General features: G+C 60.0%; 16 protein-coding genes. 8 read left to right on the top strand and 8 right to left on the bottom strand.

Going from position 1 to position 16,460, the window contains the following annotated elements; all coding sequences use genetic code 11:
- Window positions 1-16 precede the first annotated feature (16 nt).
- Genes argE through NCR39_RS27595 form a run of 4 tightly spaced genes read right to left on the bottom strand, consistent with a single transcriptional unit; the run spans window position 17 to window position 3,657 of the window.
- Entirely contained in the window at window positions 17-1,183 is a 1,167-nt protein-coding gene (argE, locus tag NCR39_RS27610) for an acetylornithine deacetylase (RefSeq protein ID WP_250455863.1), read from the bottom strand.
- Window positions 1,176-1,850, bottom strand: coding sequence for a DUF1028 domain-containing protein (locus NCR39_RS27605; protein WP_250455861.1), 675 nt, complete (start codon window positions 1,848-1,850; stop codon window positions 1,176-1,178). Before NCR39_RS27605 ends, argE begins: the two co-directional genes overlap by 8 nt.
- 10 nt (window positions 1,851-1,860) lie before the next feature.
- A complete protein-coding gene (locus NCR39_RS27600; RefSeq protein WP_250455859.1) occupies window positions 1,861-2,298 on the bottom strand; it encodes a RidA family protein in 438 nt (145 codons plus the stop codon).
- Between the two features lie 36 nt (window positions 2,299-2,334).
- Entirely contained in the window at window positions 2,335-3,657 is a 1,323-nt protein-coding gene (locus NCR39_RS27595) for a flavin-containing monooxygenase (protein ID WP_250455857.1), read from the bottom strand.
- A gap of 169 nt (window positions 3,658-3,826) precedes the next feature.
- Between NCR39_RS27595 and NCR39_RS27590 the strand changes: the two genes are divergently transcribed.
- From NCR39_RS27590 to NCR39_RS27565, 6 genes are all read left to right on the top strand, one after another.
- On the top strand, window positions 3,827-4,753 hold the full coding sequence (locus NCR39_RS27590) for a LysR family transcriptional regulator (RefSeq protein WP_250455856.1): 927 nt from the start codon (window positions 3,827-3,829) through the stop codon (window positions 4,751-4,753).
- Window positions 4,754-4,909: 156 nt separating this feature from the next.
- Window positions 4,910-6,058 carry an SRPBCC family protein gene (locus NCR39_RS27585; RefSeq protein WP_250455854.1) on the top strand — a complete coding sequence of 383 codons (1,149 nt, stop codon included), beginning with the start codon at window positions 4,910-4,912 and terminating at the stop codon, window positions 6,056-6,058.
- Between the two features lie 32 nt (window positions 6,059-6,090).
- Window positions 6,091-7,272 (top strand): ABC transporter ATP-binding protein, encoded by a 1,182-nt coding sequence (locus NCR39_RS27580; protein WP_250455852.1) that lies wholly within the window; start codon window positions 6,091-6,093, stop codon window positions 7,270-7,272.
- A 1-nt stretch (window position 7,273) separates the two neighbouring features.
- A complete protein-coding gene (locus NCR39_RS27575) occupies window positions 7,274-8,320 on the top strand; it encodes an ABC transporter substrate-binding protein (protein WP_250455850.1) in 1,047 nt (348 codons plus the stop codon).
- Window positions 8,321-8,363: 43 nt separating this feature from the next.
- Window positions 8,364-9,605 carry an ABC transporter permease gene (locus NCR39_RS27570; RefSeq protein WP_250455919.1) on the top strand — a complete coding sequence of 414 codons (1,242 nt, stop codon included), beginning with the start codon at window positions 8,364-8,366 and terminating at the stop codon, window positions 9,603-9,605.
- 25 nt (window positions 9,606-9,630) lie between these two features.
- On the top strand, window positions 9,631-10,458 hold the full coding sequence (locus NCR39_RS27565) for an ABC transporter permease (protein WP_250455849.1): 828 nt from the start codon (window positions 9,631-9,633) through the stop codon (window positions 10,456-10,458).
- Window positions 10,459-10,460: 2 nt separating this feature from the next.
- Here NCR39_RS27565 and NCR39_RS27560 read toward each other — a convergent pair whose 3' ends face one another.
- The 4 genes from NCR39_RS27560 to NCR39_RS27545 all read right to left on the bottom strand — a co-directional run bounded on the left by NCR39_RS27560 (window position 10,461) and on the right by NCR39_RS27545 (window position 14,369).
- Window positions 10,461-11,378: a LysR substrate-binding domain-containing protein gene (locus NCR39_RS27560; protein ID WP_250455847.1), complete on the bottom strand. Its 918-nt coding sequence runs from the start codon at window positions 11,376-11,378 to the stop codon at window positions 10,461-10,463.
- Window positions 11,379-11,454: 76 nt separating this feature from the next.
- Complete coding sequence (locus NCR39_RS27555) at window positions 11,455-12,246, bottom strand: phytanoyl-CoA dioxygenase family protein (protein WP_250455845.1); 792 nt, start codon at window positions 12,244-12,246, stop codon at window positions 11,455-11,457.
- A gap of 159 nt (window positions 12,247-12,405) precedes the next feature.
- Complete coding sequence (locus NCR39_RS27550) at window positions 12,406-14,067, bottom strand: cation acetate symporter (protein ID WP_250455843.1); 1,662 nt, start codon at window positions 14,065-14,067, stop codon at window positions 12,406-12,408.
- Entirely contained in the window at window positions 14,064-14,369 is a 306-nt protein-coding gene (locus tag NCR39_RS27545) for a DUF485 domain-containing protein (protein WP_250455841.1), read from the bottom strand. The genes NCR39_RS27550 and NCR39_RS27545 overlap by 4 nt, the downstream gene beginning before the upstream one ends.
- Before the next feature lie 333 nt (window positions 14,370-14,702).
- Here NCR39_RS27545 and NCR39_RS27540 point away from each other — a divergent pair, with 333 nt between their 5' ends.
- Window positions 14,703-15,782, top strand: coding sequence for a M4 family metallopeptidase (locus tag NCR39_RS27540; RefSeq protein ID WP_250455839.1), 1,080 nt, complete (start codon window positions 14,703-14,705; stop codon window positions 15,780-15,782).
- Window positions 15,783-15,890: 108 nt separating this feature from the next.
- Window positions 15,891-16,196, top strand: coding sequence for a protealysin inhibitor emfourin (locus NCR39_RS27535; RefSeq protein WP_250455837.1), 306 nt, complete (start codon window positions 15,891-15,893; stop codon window positions 16,194-16,196).
- Window positions 16,197-16,460 lie beyond the last annotated feature (264 nt).

Raw genomic sequence — 16,460 nt, 5'->3', positions numbered from 1 at the left:
ACTTCTCGTCTCCACTTCATGCATCCGTTAGAGAGAGATAATCCGCCAGCCGTTTCAGCATCGCATCGCAAGCATGAAGTTGTTCGACGGTCACGAATTCATCGGGCTTGTGTCCCTGATCCATGCTGCCCGGTCCGCATACCACAGCCGGAATGCCCGCCTGATCGAACAACCCGCCTTCCGTGCCGAACGCCACGGTGCCGTATTCATCCGATCCGCAAAGCCGCGTCAATAGCCGTGCCGCTTCGCTCTCGGGCGGCGTCGCCAATCCCGGATAAGCCGAGAGCGCTTGCAGCCTGATACCGGTATCAGGCTTGACGGCGCGCATGCGCGGAAGCAGTTCGGCTTCGGCATAAGTCTTCAGATCATCGGCGACCTGATGCGCATCGAAGCCTGGCAGCGCACGCACTTCGAAATCGAATTCGCATTCTTCCGGCACAATGTTCAACGCACGGCCGCCCTTTATCATGCCCGCCTGCACGGTGGAAAATGGCGGATCGAATCGCTCGTCGTGATGTTGCGGCTGTGCGAGTTGCTCGCCAATCACTTCGAGTCGATTGATGAGCCGCGCCGCGTATTGAATGGCATTGACGCCATAAGGCGCATAAGCGGAATGACACGCTGCGCCCTTCACGTGACAACGCATTGCGAGCTTGCCTTTGTGACCGAGCACCGGCTTGAGTTCGGTCGGCTCGCCTATCAAACAAAGCACCGGCTTGTGCGGACGCTTTTCGAGTTCGGCGAGCATCGGACGCACGCCGAGGCAACCCACTTCTTCGTCATATGAAAAAGCGAGATGCACCGGCAATCTCAATTCACGCTCGACGAACATGGGCACCGCCGCCAGCACCGACGCGAGAAAGCCCTTCATATCCGCCGTGCCGCGTCCATACAAGCGGCCTTGTTTCTCACTCAGCCGAAACGGTTCGACGGTCCACGCCTGACCGTCCACGGGAACGACGTCAGTATGTCCCGACAACACGATGCCGCCACGATCGCGCGGACCGATGGTCGCAAAGAGATTGGCTTTAGTGCGTTCGTCGTTATAAAACAGTTCGCATTCGACGCCATGTTCGCCAAGATAATCGCGAATGAACGCGATCATCTCCAGATTGGAATCGCGGCTCACCGTGGCGAAGCCAATCAGTTTTTCGAGGAGCGCGCGGCTCGATGTCTCATTCATCGCCCGGCACTCCGTAGCTCGGCGCGGCCGTGGGATTCAACGCGCGCGTAATGTAATCCTTCATCTGCGGCTCATAGGCTCGCCATAAATCATTCAGCTTGCCGATGGGATCGTCGTCCGTCCAATCGATTCGCAAATCGACGATCGGCCAAACCTGATCGCCCACGATCTTGAGCGCTGCCGAATGCACGGGCCCCGCTTCGCCGCCCTTTGCCATGGCGGCGTGCATCGCGGCAAGAAGGCGATCCGCGAGCGCGCCCGGCGTATTTTCGAACGCGGGCGTCATGGCTTCGATCACGTCGATGCTCGTCAGCATGTTGCCCGCCGCGACGCATTGCTTACCCGTAGAAGCATGATTGATTCCGAGCGCCTCTTTGCCGCTGAAGAATGCGGTGCGCCCTTGCGCATCCACGACAGTGACTTGCCGGTAATCGCTCCATTGATCCGTGCCTAACGCGCGTTCCAGCGCCACGGACGGATCGAGCGCTGCATCGAGATGATCGAGAATCAAAGGCCCGAGCGCGGGCAGCGTGACGTTCTGCGTCGCGACCGCGCCGACCTTCGCGCGCAGCCACGGACAACGCGCGCCCACCGCGATACTCGATGAACTGATTGCAATGCCGAGCTGCCCCGTTTTCTCGCAACGTCCGATGATCGAAAATGTCATCTACGCTCCTTTAAGCGGAAGGCGGCGTCCATCCATCGGGAATGACCGCGATCACATCGATTTCCATGAGCCATTCCGGCTGTCCCAATGCGACCACGACGAGTCCCGTCGAAATGGGAAACACGCCCTTCAGCCACTTTCCGACCTCACGATACACGGGCTCGCGATAACGCACATCGGTGAGGAACGTCGTCGTCTTGACGATGTGCGAGAGATCGCTGCCCGCTTCCTCGAGCAACTGCTTCACGTTCTTCATGGCCTGCTCGGCCTGCGCGCGCGGATCGCCGAGGCCGACAAGTTGGCCATCGAAAGCCGTGCCGACCTGGCCGCGCACATAGACCGTATTGCCCGCGCGCACGGCCTGGCATAGGTCGTTGTCGAGCGTCTGATTGAGATACGTATCCTTCGTATTGAACATGCGGATACGCGTGTGAGTAGGTTGGCTCATCAATGCACCTTGAGGCTTTATAGAATGAATCGAATGTCAGTTCACGCCCAACTCACTGACCTTGAGTGCGCCTGCACCCTCGCCGCTTTCCTTGGCTTCGCCGGGCGCACCATAATAGGCAAGGTACTTGCGCTGGGTCACGATGTGATCGGCAATATGCTTGGCGTCGTGCCAAACGCCCCAGATGAATGCGGAACCGCGCCGCGAAAGCCAGGGCAAGCCAAGGAAATAAACACCCGGTTCCTTTGACACGCCGCGCTGATGCCTGGGCTTTCCGTTGTCGTCGAATGCATTCACTTGCAGCCAGCCGAAATCCACTGCATAGCCTGTCGCCCAGATAATCGATGTGACATTCGCCTTGGCAAGATCCAGTTCGAGTATCGGATTGGTCAGACATGACGGGTCCGATGGAATCTCGCGCGCTTGCGGCTCTTGCGGAAGATCGAGACCGTTGCGCGCCGCGTACGCATCGGCTGCATCCAATAGGGAAAGAAAGTTTTCGTCACCGCGCTTGATGTTTTCCGCGAGATCGGCCTGGAACGTGGCGATACCGTGATCGAATGACTTCGTGAGTCCCACGAGCGTGACGCCCTGATGTGCGAGACGCCTGAAGTCGACCGTATGCCCGCCGCGCGCACCGCTCACCGCGATGGTCACGTGCTCCTTGCCCGGCCGCATGACTTCCGCGTCCCATTCGCCGAGCACGCCGAGCCACCAGCAAAAATCGCGACCGCGATACGCGCGCGGCGGACGATCATGCGGCCCGACCGACAAATACACTTGCCGCCCAGCGCGCTGCAATTCATCTGCAATCTGCACGCCGGACGATCCCGCACCCACCACGAGTACCGCGCCCTCCGGCAATTGCTGCGGATTGCGATAGTCGGCAGAGTGAATTTGCGTGAGGCGCTCTTCTTTCGGCGCAATCGTCGGAATGACGGGACGCTGGAAAGGACCGGTCGCAACGACCACACGGCTCGCTTGAATCGTGCCGTCTGACGTCTGCACCGTAAAGCCCGGACGGCCTTCATTGCGCACGACCTTCTTCACTTCGATGCCGGTGCGAATCGGCGCATCGAATTGCTTTGCATAAGCGACGAAATACTCCGCGACTTGCTCCTTGGACGCAAAGCCGTTCGGATCGAAATCGGGAAACTCGAGATTAGGGAAACGATCGTGCCACGCAGGACCGTTCGCGACGAGCGAGTCCCAGCGTCCGGTACGCCAGCGCTCGGCAATGCGCGCGCGCTCGAGCACGAGATGAGGAACACCGGCCCGGCTCAGATGCTCGCTCATGGCAATGCCGGCCTGGCCGCCGCCCACCACGAGCGTATCGATCGACGTAGTTTCCACTGTCATGGCTAGGTCCCTTACGAAAAGCATGGTTGCATGCGTGGCAATCTACGCGTCCTTGGAGAATCCGAAAAATATATTAAAAAAATGCCTAGCATCGGATTTGGCTATGCAAGGATTTTTGAGCATCACACAATGAAACTCACTCAGGGCATCGAACACGGAGTCATTGGCGATGGAAAGCCACCCTTTGCGCTATTCGCTGCGTCAGTTGCGCTATTTCGTCGTTACCGCCGAAGCACTCTCGTTCACCGCCGCCGCCAAGCGGCTGCACATCTCGCAGCCGTCCATTTCCACGGCGCTCGCGGATCTCGAAGTGTCCTTCGGCGTGCAGCTTTTCATCCGGCATCACGCAAGCGGGCTGTCGCTCACGCAGGCTGGACGCGACCTCCTCGGGCAAGCCCGCAATCTTCTGAAAATTGCCGAAGAGTTGCAGATGGCCGCGAAGGAAATGGACGGCGGCATGACGGGCGCGATCACGCTCGGCTGCCTGGTTTCGCTGGCGCCGCCGCTCATGCCGGGCCTCATCAGCCGCTTCACCGACGAACATTCCGGCATTTCCTTTAGAACGGTCGAGGCGCATCAGGACGCATTGCTGAGCGGTTTGCAGGACGGTTCACTCGATATCGCGCTGACGTATAGCCTCGACATGACCGAGGACATCGCCTTCACGCCATTGCTTTCCCTGCCGCCTTACGCGATCTTGCCGAGAACGCATCGTCTGGCCCGCGCACGCAAGGTCTCGCTTGCGGATCTATTGCCGGAGCCTTACGTGATGCTCGATCTTCCACATAGCCGCGAATATTTCGCCGCGCTCTTCGATGCGGTCGGCAGCCGGCCCGTGCCCGCGTTTCGCTCGTCCCAGCCGGAAGTGGTGCGCGGCATGGTGGCGAACGGGCTGGGCTATAGCCTGCTCAATTTCCCGCTCAAGTCGAACCGCACGGTGGATGGCGAAGAATTCGTGATTAAACGCTTCAAGGACAGCGTCAACGCGACGACGCTCGGCATCGCGCAATCGAAAACGATGAAGCCGCGACAGGTCGTGCATCGCTTCGCGTCGTTCTGCGAGAACTATATCCGCCGCTTGCGCCTCGACGCTTGAGGCTCAAAGTTGCATGCATAGCAAAAAGCTTTGCTTTGTATCCGAAAACAATATTTTGGCTGGCAATTTGGCTTGATAGATTGATGACCATGTTGGAGCGCGATGCAAGAGACTTGCGTCGGCGCGCTCTCTAAGGATTGAAAGAAGGAGGGCTTCATGGCTGACCCGGCAGGCAAGATCGCACTGCAAGCGCTCATCGACGCGCTGCGCACCGGTTGCGAACGCTCATTCAGCGACGCACACGCGATGCCGCCGGGTGTGTATACGTCCCCCGACTTTCTGGCTCTGGAAGAGCGCGATATCTTCGCGCATGAATGGCAGTGCGTGGGCCGCGCGAGCGCGCTCAAGGCGCCCGGCGATTATCTGACGACGCGTATCGGCGAGCAGCCTATCGTTGTCTTGCGCGACGAGCAGATGCAACTGAAGGCGATGTCCAACGTGTGCCTGCATCGCATGTCGGTGCTGCTCGAAGGACGCGGCAACGTGCGCCGCATCGTCTGCCCATATCACGCGTGGAATTATTCGCTCGATGGCGCGTTGCGCGGCGCACCGCTGATGGATCGCCAAGAGAGTTTCTGCAAGGAAAGCTATAAGCTGCCGCAAATCCGCTGCGAGGAATGGCAGGGATGGATCTATGTGACGCTCGACCAGAGCGCCCCGCCCGTTCGCGCGCAGCTTGCGAAGCTGGATGAACTGATCGATGCATACGGCATGTCCGGCTACATCGAAACTTTCCATGAAGAGCACGTGTGGAATACCAACTGGAAGATTCTCGCGGAAAACTTCATGGAGAGTTATCACTTGCCGATGCTTCATCGCGCGACAGTCGGTCCGCATTCGAAGCTCGAAGAAATGGAGTGCCCGCCGGGTTATCCAGCCTTTAATTATCACTGGATCACCAAAGAAGCGAGCTTGCCAATTGGAAACGCGCATCCGGACAACATGCGCCTCACCGGACACTGGCGCAAGACGACCGCTTTGCTTGCAATCTATCCGACGCATCTGATCACGCTGACGCCCGGTTACTTCTGGTATCTCGTGTTGCAGCCGCAAGGTGTCGGCCAGGTGCATATTCGTTTCGGCGGTGGCCTTGCGCCCGAATTCATTGCCGATTCAGAAGCAAACGCGCATATGGCGACGCTCAAGAAGTTACTCGACGACGTCAATGCCGAAGACAAGCGCGGCGTCGAAGCCGTGTTTCGCGGCGTGCATGCGCCGCTTGCAAAACCGGGGCATCTGAGCCATCTGGAGCGCCCCAATTACGACTTCGCGCGCTATCTGGCAAGCAAGATCGACGCGCCTTGAATACCGCATCAAAGAGACAGGACGCCATCACGATGTCAAATCCTTCCTTCATCTCGTTCTCGGGCGTGAGCAAATCGTATGACGGCGCGAATTATGTCGTCGACGATCTGAACCTCGACGTGCGCAAGGGAGAGTTCCTGTCCTTGCTCGGGCCTTCCGGATCCGGCAAGACCACCACGCTGATGATGCTCGCGGGTTTCGAATCGCCCACGCATGGCGAGATTCGTCTGGATGGCAAGCGTCTCGACGACAAGCCGCCGCATCAACGCGACATCGGCATGGTGTTTCAAAACTACGCCCTCTTCCCGCATCTCACGATTGCGGAGAACGTCGCGTTTCCGCTTTCGGTGCGACGCGTGAGCCGCGCCGAGCAAAAGACGCGCGTCAAGCGCGCACTCGACATGATCGAGTTGCCGCATCTCGCGAATCGCCGCCCCGCGCAACTTTCCGGCGGCCAGCAACAGCGCGTCGCACTCGCGCGTGCGCTCGTGTTCGAACCGAGCGTCGTGCTCATGGACGAGCCGCTCGGCGCGCTCGACAAGCGCCTGCGCGAAACCATGCAATACGAAATCATGAGGCTGCATCGCGAGCTTTCGCTGACTATCGTTTATGTGACGCACGATCAGGCCGAAGCATTGACCATGTCCGACCGCGTCGCCGTGTTTTCGGATGGACGCATTCAGCAAGCCGCGACGCCCAGCGAGCTTTATGAAAACGCACAGAACGCGTTCGTCGCGAATTTCGTCGGCGAGAACAATGGATTAACAGGACGCGTCGTGAACGTGGACGAACAATGGGCCACGCTCGCGCTTTCGGACGGCAGCGCCATACGCGGCCGCTGCGAACACGGCCTGCGCGCCGGCGATGAAGCGATGCTCGCGCTGCGTCCCGAGCGCGCGCATATTCCGGCCGCCGAAGGCACGCGTGCCGATGAACAGTGCAACGTCGTGCGTGCGCGCGTCGATGAACTCGTGTATTGCGGCGATCATCATCGCGTGCATCTGACGCTCGGCTCGCGCGATTCCATCGTCGTGAAAGTACCGAACACGCAGCGCCATGCATTGCCCACTGCGGGCGACACGATCGACGTCGCCTGGCGTCATGACGACTGCAAGATTCTCGCGGCAGCCGCGCCCCGCAGCGCGCCCGCCATTCAATCTCCCACCGCGCCTTCACCTTCCATCATCACGACCGCACCCGCAGGAGCCAACTGACATGCGCACTCATATCAAAGCACAATGCGCCGCACTCGCCGTACTCGCTTTTGCCACCGTCACCACGCAGGCAGCGGAAACGCTGTCCGTCGTGACGTTCGGCGGCGCTTTCGAAGCCGCCGCGAAAAAGGCCTGGTTCGATCCGTTCACGCAAGCAACGGGCGTCACGTTCTCCACCGAATCGTATGACGGCGGCCTCGCCAAACTCTCTGCAATGGAGCAGGCGAAGAACACGACATGGGATTTGATGGACCTCGAAAGCAACGATGCGATTACCGCCTGCGACGAGGGCCTGCTGAAGAAATTCGACAAGAACTCACTCGGCAAGACGAGTGATTTCATTCCGGGTTCCATCACGGATTGCGCGGTCGCGAGCATGGTGTGGTCGACCGTCTATGCCTACGACACGAGCAAGCTCAAGAGCGCGCCGACCACCGTCAACGACTTCTTCGACTTGCAGAAATTCCCCGGCAAGCGCGGCTTGCGCAAGTCGCCGAAGGTATCGATGGAATGGGCGCTGATCGCCGATGGCGTCGATCCCAAGGACGTCTATAAAGTGCTCGGCACGCCCGCCGGCGTCGATCGCGCATTCAAGAAGCTCGACACCATCAAGAAGAATATCGTGTGGTGGGAGTCCGGTGCGCAGGCGCCGCAGCTTCTCGCGGATGGCGCGGTGGTCATGGTGCAAGCGTATAACGGGCGCATCGACGACGCCGTCAAGCGCGACAAGAAGCCGTTCAAGGCCGTCTGGGATGGCCAGCTTTACGACTTCGAATGGTGGGGCATTCCGGCCGGCGCCAAGCATGCGGATACGGCCGCGAAGTTCATCGTCTCGCAGTCGCAGCCGAAGGCATCGGCTGATCTGTCGAAGTACATTGCATATGCGCCGCCGCGCAAGGATGCCATTCCGCTCATCGATAAGCAGCGCCTGGCCGATCTGCCGACCGCGCCCGACAACTTCAAGCGCGCGCTGCAAGTCAATGCGACCTTCTGGGCCGATAACGCGGACGCCATCAACAAGCGCTTCCAGGTCTGGCTGACGCAGTAACGTCCTTGCACAGCGAGAGTTCACCTTGACCGCGACCACCAACCTGCACGCATCGGCAGAAGGCACTCCGACGAGAGCCGAAGGCCGCGCGTCCTATCAGAAGGCGCAACGGCGCGCATCCATGCGGGCGCTGCTGCTTGCGCTGCCGTTGATCGTGTTCCTGCTATCGACGTTCATTGCGCCGATCGCGTTGCTCCTTGCGCGCAGCGTGCAGAACCACGAGGTGCCCGACGGCATGCCCGCGCTTGCGCGCGCGCTGGATGCGTGGGACGGTCAAGGCGTGCCCGGCGAGAAGACCTTTGCGCTGCTCGCGTCCGATCTCAAGCAGGCGCGTGAAAGCGGACAGCTCGGCAACGTCGCGCGTCGGCTCAACTTCGCGCAACCCGAGTTTCGCAGCCTGTTGATGCGCACGGCGCGCGCCATTCGCGATGATGCACCGTCGGCATGGAAGCCCACGTTGATCGGCATCGACGAACGATGGAACTCGCCTGAAATATGGCGCTTGCTCAAGCGCGCAGCTGCATCGCCGACGCCGGACTATCTGCTCACCGCCGTCGATGCGCAAGTCACGCCGCAAGGTGCCATCGCATCGGTGCCGAAGAATGCAGCGGTGTATCGCGATGCGTTCGTGCGCACCGTCTCCATCAGCGCGACCGTCACGCTGCTATGCCTCGTGCTCGGCTACCCGGTTGCGTGGCTGCTCGCGAATCTTCCCGCAAAAAGCAGTAACCGTCTGATGCTTTTCGTGATCGTGCCATTCTGGACTTCGCTCCTCGTACGCACCACCGCATGGTATGTGCTCCTTCAGCCGGGCGGCGTCATCAACAGTCTGTTGATGGGACTCGGTCTCGCCACGCATCCCGTGCCGCTCATCTTCAATCGCGCAGGCGTGTTGATCGGCATGACACACGTGCTCTTGCCCTACATGATTCTCGCGATCTATTCGGTCATGAAGAGCGTTTCGCCCGTTTATGTGCGTGCGGCCAAATCACTCGGCGCGCATCCGTTCATAGCGTTCGTGCGCGTGTACATGCCGCAGACGTTCCCCGGCATCGGCGCGGGATGTTTTCTCGTGTTCGTGCTCGCTCTGGGTTACTACATCACGCCCGCGCTGCTCGGCGGCGCAGGCGACGAGATGATCAGTCAGCTCATCGCGATACAAACGAATACGCAACTCAACTGGGGACTCGCGGGTGCGCTCTCCGCGTATCTCGTGATCTTCACGGCGATCTTCTATTTCCTGTTCAACCGCATCGTGGGCATCGATCGTCTGCGCTTCGGCTGACGCGCTCGCATTCGAAGGAACGTTCATGCAAGACAAACGCAACACGGTGCTCACGGAACGCATCGCCGCGCGCTGGGTACGCTTGCATACCGCGCTCGTGCTGTTCTTTCTGATCGCGCCGATCCTCGCGATCATTCCGCTCTCGTTCAACTCGGGCTCGTATTTTTCATACCCGTTGCAGGGCTTTTCCATGCGCTGGTATCAGGAGGCGCTCACGAGTGCGGACTGGCAGCGCGCGCTGTTGAACAGTATCGGCATTGGCGCGGCATCGACGCTGATCGCGACCTGTCTCGGCACGCTCGCCGCACTCGGACTGTCGCGTGCGCAGTTTCCATTGCGCTCGGTCATCATGCCGATCATCATTTCGCCGATGATCGTGCCGATCGTCGTCGTGGCAGCGGGCTTCTATCTGATCTTCGCGCCGCTCGGCCTCGTCAATTCATATCCCGGTGTCGTGCTGGCCCATGCCGCGCTGGGCACGCCGTTCGTCGTCATCACGGTGACGGCGTCGCTGCTCTCGTTCGATCAGAGCCTGTTGCGTGCGGCGTCCGGTCTGGGCGCATCGCCGTGGACCGCGTTCAGGCGCGTGACCTTGCCGCTCATCACGCCTGCCGTTGCAACGGGAAGCGTGTTCGCGTTCGCCACATCGTTCGATGAAGTCATCGTCATTCTGTTCATCGGCGGGCCTGAGCAGAAGACCGTGCCGCGGCAGATGTGGAGCGGCATTCGAGATTCCATCGACCCGTCGATCCTCGCCGTCGCGACGATGCTGATTGTCTTTGCCGTGCTGCTCTTTGCAAGCATCAACTGGCTGCGCGCTCGCGCGGCGGCCGCGAGTCAGGCGCTTGCCTGACATCATCGGCCGAATTGTTCGCTAAAAGCCTTCTCCGCATATTCGACAAAGAGCCGCGCGGGCGTGGTCAACGGATTGCGTTCGAGCCATGCCGCAACGAGACTCGAACACGATACGTTTTCCACGATCTCACTCGCCACGACCTCATTGCCGTCATACGTGAGCGACGAAGGCGGCCGCGTGACGAGCAGTGAGTAACCGAAGCCCTGCCCCACCATGCCGCGCACGAGTTCGAGCGACGGTGAACTGAACGTGACGCGCGGCGTCAGGCCGAATGGCTTGAAGAGATCGACGAAGTAATCGCGGCTCGGCGCGACATCGAGAAGAATGAGCGGCTCTTCGTGCAAGTCGAAGAGACTGACTTTCTCCTGGCCCGCAAGCCGATGCGACGCCGGCAGCAGCACATACGGGCTTTGCGGCTTCGCGAGCAGATGCGTGGCGATGGCCGCATCGAGACGAAGGTCGTAGACCATGACGAGATCGAAGCGGCCGCTCAAGAGCCCTTGCAGTAAATCGTCCTGATCGCCGTCGCGCACGCGAATTTCAATGCCGGGATATACCGCGTTGAATCCGCGAATGAGCGATGGAAGATAAAGCGGCGCGAACGTTTCGAAGCAACCGATATCCACGCTGCCCGACGTCACATCCGCTTCCGCCAGTGCGTTCTGCTCGAATGCGCGCGCACTCCGCAGCAATTGCTTCGCGCGCTCATAAAAGCGCGCGCCGGCGGGCGTCAGCGAAACGCCTTGTGCATGACTTCGAATAAAGAGTTGAATGCCGAAGCATTCCTCCAGCCCCTTGATCGCCGCCGATATCGAAGGCTGCGCGATATAAAGCTGCCGGGATGCCTCGGCGACACTTCCATGATCGACCGTCGCAACGAAGTACTTGAGCTGACGCAGCGTGTAGGAAGTGGCCATGCGTGCGCTGATTCAAAGAGACCGGGAAGCTCATGGTATCAGGCTGAAATTATTGAAGCCCGGTCTTGACGATCAATCAGCCGATGAATGGAAACTCCTTTTCCGGCAACGGATCGCCAGCCGAAAGCTGTCCGGCGAGATGCCGATAAGGCGGCGATGTTTCGCCTCCGCGATCGACGTACACGGCTTCATCGCCGAGCCATCTGAACGACACCACGCGGCGCGAGTTGCCCGACTGCCGATTGCCGGGCGCGCCATGTACCGTCATGAAGTTGAACGCAATCGCATCGCCGGGCTGCAAGTCCCAGCCGAGGATGTCGTATTCCTCGCGATGCGCTTCGATATCCGGCATGTCTTCGAGACCGTCGACACTTCGATCATAAGCGACGCCAGTGAATTTGCGCGGCCTGAAGAGCTTGCCCCATCGATGCGAACCCGCGACGAATTCCACGCACGTATCACGCGGCACGGGATCGAGCGGCACCCACATGCTGACGCTTTGCCGCGCGCTCACGCAGTAATACGGCTCGTCGTGATGCCAGGGCGTGGGCTTGTCGGCGCCCGGCTCTTTCACGAGCACATGCTCGTGGAAGATGCGCGCACGGTCGGACTGCATCAGTTCGCGTGCAATGCGCGCTGCGGCACTCTCTTCGACAAAGCGTCTGAATGGCTCGATGCGCTGCCAGTTGCAGTAATCGCCGAAGAAGCGGCCCGTGGCTTTTCCCGCTGTATAGTCGCGAAAATCAGGCCCCGGCTGCGCGACATTCATTTCCACGCCTGAGCGCAACGTTGGAATCCACTCGTTGAATACGCCGCGCAGGACTGCCACGCCATCGCGCGCGAACGCTTCCTTCTCCTCTTCGAACATGTGATTCCCCTTTAGAAAATCGCTAACGTTCGACTAGGGTGTCACGACATATTGCTCAGGGAAATAATGAAAAACCTATAACCGCTCAAGGAATTTCCTTGAGTCGCGGCGAGCACGCATTCGCCCGCCGCGACTGCAAGACAGCGCAACCGCAAGGACTCAGTGACTCGCGCCCTCCACTGCGCCGATGCCCGTTTCCGAACGCACGGTCTGAGCATCGAAGCCGGCCTGATCGATGCGCGCCCGAGCCGACTTGTCCGTTACCGAGAAGATCCAGATGCCTGCAAAGCCGATCGCCATGGAGAAGAGTGCGGGCGATGCATACGGGAACGGCGCATCGGCGAAATGGAACACGTCCACCCATACGGCTTTGGAAAGCACCGTCAACACCACAGCCGAAAGCAGCCCGAGAAAGCCGCCGACCGCTGCGCCGCGTGTCGTGCAACCGCGCCACAGCACCGACATGAACAGCACCGGAAAGTTGGCCGAAGCCGCGACCGCGAACGCAAGCGACACCATGAACGCAATGTTCTGCTTCTCGAAGACGATGCCGAGCACGACTGCCACGATGCCGAGCACGATGGTCGTCACGCGCGAAACACGCAGTTCGCTCTTGCTCGATGCGTTGCCGTGCTTGAACACCGTCGCATAGAGATCATGCGATACCGCCGATGCCCCCGCGAGCGTCAGCCCCGCGACGACCGCGAGAATCGTGGCGAACGCGACCGCCGAGATGAAGCCCAAAAACACATTGCCGCCCACCGCGCTAGCCAGATGCACCGCCGCCATGTTGGTCCCGCCGAGCAGCTTGCCGCCCGCATCCTTGAATACCGGATTGGTGCTCACGAGCACGATCGCGCCGAAGCCGATGATGAACGTGAGAATGTAGAAATAGCCGATCCACGTCGTCGCCCAGAACACGGACTTGCGCGCCTCCTTTGCATTCGGCACCGTGAAAAAGCGCATCAAGATGTGCGGCAGGCCCGCCGTGCCGAACATCAGCGCGATGCCGAAAGAGATCGCGGAGATCGGGTCCTTGATGAAGTTGCCCGGTCCCATGATCGACGTCTTTTTCTCGTGCACGTCTACCGCTTTGGCAAACAGCGCTTCGGGGCTGAAGTGAAATTGCCAGAGCACCATGAAGGCCATGAACGATGCACCCGCAAGCAGCAGACACGCCTTGATGATCTGCACCCACGTGGTCGCCGTCATGCCGCCGAAGAGCACGTACACCATCATCAGCGCACCGACGATCACCACCGCGATCCAGTATTCGAGGCCGAAGAGCAACTTGATGAGTTGCCCCGCGCCCACCATCTGCGCGATGAGATAGAACGCCACGACGACGAGCGTGCCGGACGCGGCGAATGCACGAATCGGCGTCTGCTTGAAGCGATACGCCGCGACATCGGCGAATGTGAAGCGGCCGAGATTGCGCAGCCGCTCGGCCATCAGGAACGTGATGATCGGCCAGCCGACGAGAAAGCCGATGGAATAGATCAGACCGTCATAGCCGTTCGTATAGACCGCAGCGGAAATGCCGAGGAACGACGCAGCCGACATGAAGTCGCCCGCGATTGCAAGACCGTTCTGAAAGCCGGTGATGCCGCCGCCTGCCGTATAAAAGTCGGAAGCCGAACGTGTTCTTTTGGCGGCCCATTTGGTGATGAACAACGTCGCGACCACGAACGCGATGAACATGCAGATAGCCGTCCAGTTAGTCGGCTGCTTGACCGCTTGCCCTAGATCGCCGCCTGCCGCGAATGAACTGGCCGATATCGCAAGGAATATGCTTGCGACAAGAATATGTCGAGCATTCATTCGACCTCCAGCTTGATCTTGTCAGTGAGTTCGTCGTACGTGCGATTCGCATGCCGCACGTAGAGTCCCGTGATCGCAACGGTGAAGACGATCACGAAGAGGCCGATCGGCATGCCCCACGTCATCACGCCCGCGCCCATCTTCGCTGCAAGCAGGTCCTTGTTGAACGCGATCAGCAATACATATCCGTAATAGACGACGAGCACGAGCGCCGTCAGCGTCCAGCCGAGCGTCGAACGTTTGCGAACGAGTTCGCGATACGTCGCGCTCGATTTGATGGTGTCTGCAACCTGCATGTCCATAGGCGTCTCCTGCCGGGAAGTGTCGATATGCGCGCCCATGCATTGCATGCCGATATATTTTTCCGTGGTGCGCTGATGCCTAAGGTAAATGCATGGGCTTACCCGTTTCTTACGCGAAGAGACTTGCCCTGGCGGGGTTTACGCTGAGCATCGTCGTGCGCGTCGTCTGGCCTGTTCAGTGAGATGTGACGATTGCGCGCGAATGACCTATCGTTGTTGATGGCACTGATGAAGTGCCGCGCGTGGGATCGGTTCGATCGATCGATCGTTCGACACAGCCGCCCTTCTCGCGCGTCGAATGCCGTCTCGCTCACTTCAACAAGGGAGAAGACCATGTGCAATCACGACCGGCATGAACGAGTGCATCCGATCTACTGCATCCTTCCGCCGCATATGCTGAAGGAAATTGCCAAGAACGGCACACCGCAACAGCGTTCGCTCGCCGTCGAAACCTTGAGCGCCGACCACACCTTCCGGCAGATTCGCTCCGTGCAGGCCGCGATGCTCGCACCGGGACGCGGTGCAGCCGTGGCGCCGGTCGCCGCCGCGCCTTCCGTTCAACGAACCATCTACACGGCCAGTCACACCGAGACCTTGCCCGGCACGCTGGTGCGAAGCGAAGGCTCGCCCAAGTCCAGCGATGTCAGCGTGAACGAAGCCTACGACGGCCTCGGTGCGACCTTCGAGTTCTATCAGGAGATCTATCACCGCAATTCGATCGACGATGCAGGCATGCCGCTCATCGGCACCGTGCATTACGGCCAGGAATACGACAACGCGTTCTGGAACTCACAGCAGATGGTGTTCGGCGATGGCGACGGCACGCTCTTCAACCGCTTCACCGTGGCGCTCGATGTGATCGGCCACGAACTCACTCACGGCGTCACCGAGCACGTGGCCGCGCTTGCTTATTCCGGTCAACCGGGCGCGCTGAACGAATCCGTATCCGATGTGTTCGGCTCGCTCATCAAGCAATACGCGCTCAAACAGACTGCGGACAAAGCGGACTGGATCATCGGCGCGGGACTGCTCGCGAAGGGAGTCAAGGGCGTCGGGCTGCGTTCGATGAAAGAGCCCGGCACCGCCTATGACGACCCCGTTCTGGGCAAAGACCCGCAACCCGCGGACATGGCGCATTACGTGCCGACCGCGCAGGACAATCACGGCGTTCATATCAACTCCGGCATTCCGAACCGCGCGTTTTGTCTCGCGGCGATCGACATCGGCGGTTATGCGTGGGACAAGGCCGGACGCATCTGGTATGAGACGATGAATGATTCGCACATCAAACCCAATGCGACGTTCAAGACTTTCGCGAAACTCACTGTCGCCAATGCAAATCGGCTGTATGGCGCGAACAGCGCCGAATCGAAGGCGGTCAGCAAGGCGTGGGATACGGTCGGCGTATTGTGACGGGCCGCGCGTATCATGCGTCTGTCCGCCCGCGCATTCGCCGGGCTCGTTTGCGCTTGCCATCTGACGGCAGGTTGCACTTCGGATCGCATGCAGAAGGAGCTGCCGATGCGCGCTGAACTCACTATCGAAGGGGGCGTCGGTTTCTTTCCGGGCCTGGCGCGCCCCATCGTCATCGACGCGAGCGAGTTGTCGCCCGCGGACAACGAGGAGCTGTCGCGCCTCGTGTCCGACGCGCGCACTCAACCGGCCGCCGCGCCGCGAACCGCGCAAAAACCGGTGCCGGATGGACGAACCTATCGCATCGTGATCGTTTCGGATGACGGAAACACCGAACTGGGATGCGCCGATCCCTCCGTTCCGCCCGCGTTTTCCGCGCTCATGGTCTTCATCAAGCAGCATGGTCATCGGTAAATGACGTCCGCTTCATGATGTCGGATCTACACGCTGCGTTGTAAGGCCGAGTAAGTTTGAAGGCGGTGGCGCGCATTATCGGCACGATGAGAGCTGGCATCGAGTTTGCTCATATTAATCTTCGCGCCTCGGAGCGTGCATCGATGCATGTTCGAGCGCTATTAAAGAGAGCCGCAAAGGCCCCAACGATATGAGACGAGACGAGATTCCATTGGAACGCGACGCATACCCTTTGGCCGCCGAGCGCCGCGCCGGCGATCACGA

Source organism: Caballeronia sp. ATUFL_M2_KS44, assembly GCF_023630965.1.
GTDB classification, from domain to species: Bacteria; Pseudomonadota; Gammaproteobacteria; order Burkholderiales; family Burkholderiaceae; genus Caballeronia; species Caballeronia concitans.
The sequence above is the reverse complement of the archived record's forward strand: the minus strand, read 5'-3'. Positions and strand labels throughout refer to the sequence as shown.

What these genes read in the sequence shown, in the direction of transcription:
- argE (WP_250455863.1), bottom strand. Translation starts at nt 1,183, where the DNA reads ATGAATGAGACATCGAGCCGCGCGCTCCTCGAAAAACTGATTGGCTTC.
- NCR39_RS27605 (WP_250455861.1), bottom strand. Translation starts at nt 1,850, where the DNA reads ATGACATTTTCGATCATCGGACGTTGCGAGAAAACGGGGCAGCTCGGC.
- NCR39_RS27600 (WP_250455859.1), bottom strand. Translation starts at nt 2,298, where the DNA reads ATGAGCCAACCTACTCACACGCGTATCCGCATGTTCAATACGAAGGAT.
- NCR39_RS27595 (WP_250455857.1), bottom strand. Translation starts at nt 3,657, where the DNA reads ATGACAGTGGAAACTACGTCGATCGATACGCTCGTGGTGGGCGGCGGC.
- NCR39_RS27590 (WP_250455856.1), top strand. Translation starts at nt 3,827, where the DNA reads ATGGAAAGCCACCCTTTGCGCTATTCGCTGCGTCAGTTGCGCTATTTC.
- NCR39_RS27585 (WP_250455854.1), top strand. Translation starts at nt 4,910, where the DNA reads ATGGCTGACCCGGCAGGCAAGATCGCACTGCAAGCGCTCATCGACGCG.
- NCR39_RS27580 (WP_250455852.1), top strand. Translation starts at nt 6,091, where the DNA reads ATGTCAAATCCTTCCTTCATCTCGTTCTCGGGCGTGAGCAAATCGTAT.
- NCR39_RS27575 (WP_250455850.1), top strand. Translation starts at nt 7,274, where the DNA reads ATGCGCACTCATATCAAAGCACAATGCGCCGCACTCGCCGTACTCGCT.
- NCR39_RS27565 (WP_250455849.1), top strand. Translation starts at nt 9,631, where the DNA reads ATGCAAGACAAACGCAACACGGTGCTCACGGAACGCATCGCCGCGCGC.
- NCR39_RS27560 (WP_250455847.1), bottom strand. Translation starts at nt 11,378, where the DNA reads ATGGCCACTTCCTACACGCTGCGTCAGCTCAAGTACTTCGTTGCGACG.
- NCR39_RS27555 (WP_250455845.1), bottom strand. Translation starts at nt 12,246, where the DNA reads ATGTTCGAAGAGGAGAAGGAAGCGTTCGCGCGCGATGGCGTGGCAGTC.
- NCR39_RS27550 (WP_250455843.1), bottom strand. Translation starts at nt 14,067, where the DNA reads ATGAATGCTCGACATATTCTTGTCGCAAGCATATTCCTTGCGATATCG.
- NCR39_RS27545 (WP_250455841.1), bottom strand. Translation starts at nt 14,369, where the DNA reads ATGGACATGCAGGTTGCAGACACCATCAAATCGAGCGCGACGTATCGC.
- NCR39_RS27540 (WP_250455839.1), top strand. Translation starts at nt 14,703, where the DNA reads ATGTGCAATCACGACCGGCATGAACGAGTGCATCCGATCTACTGCATC.
- NCR39_RS27535 (WP_250455837.1), top strand. Translation starts at nt 15,891, where the DNA reads ATGCGCGCTGAACTCACTATCGAAGGGGGCGTCGGTTTCTTTCCGGGC.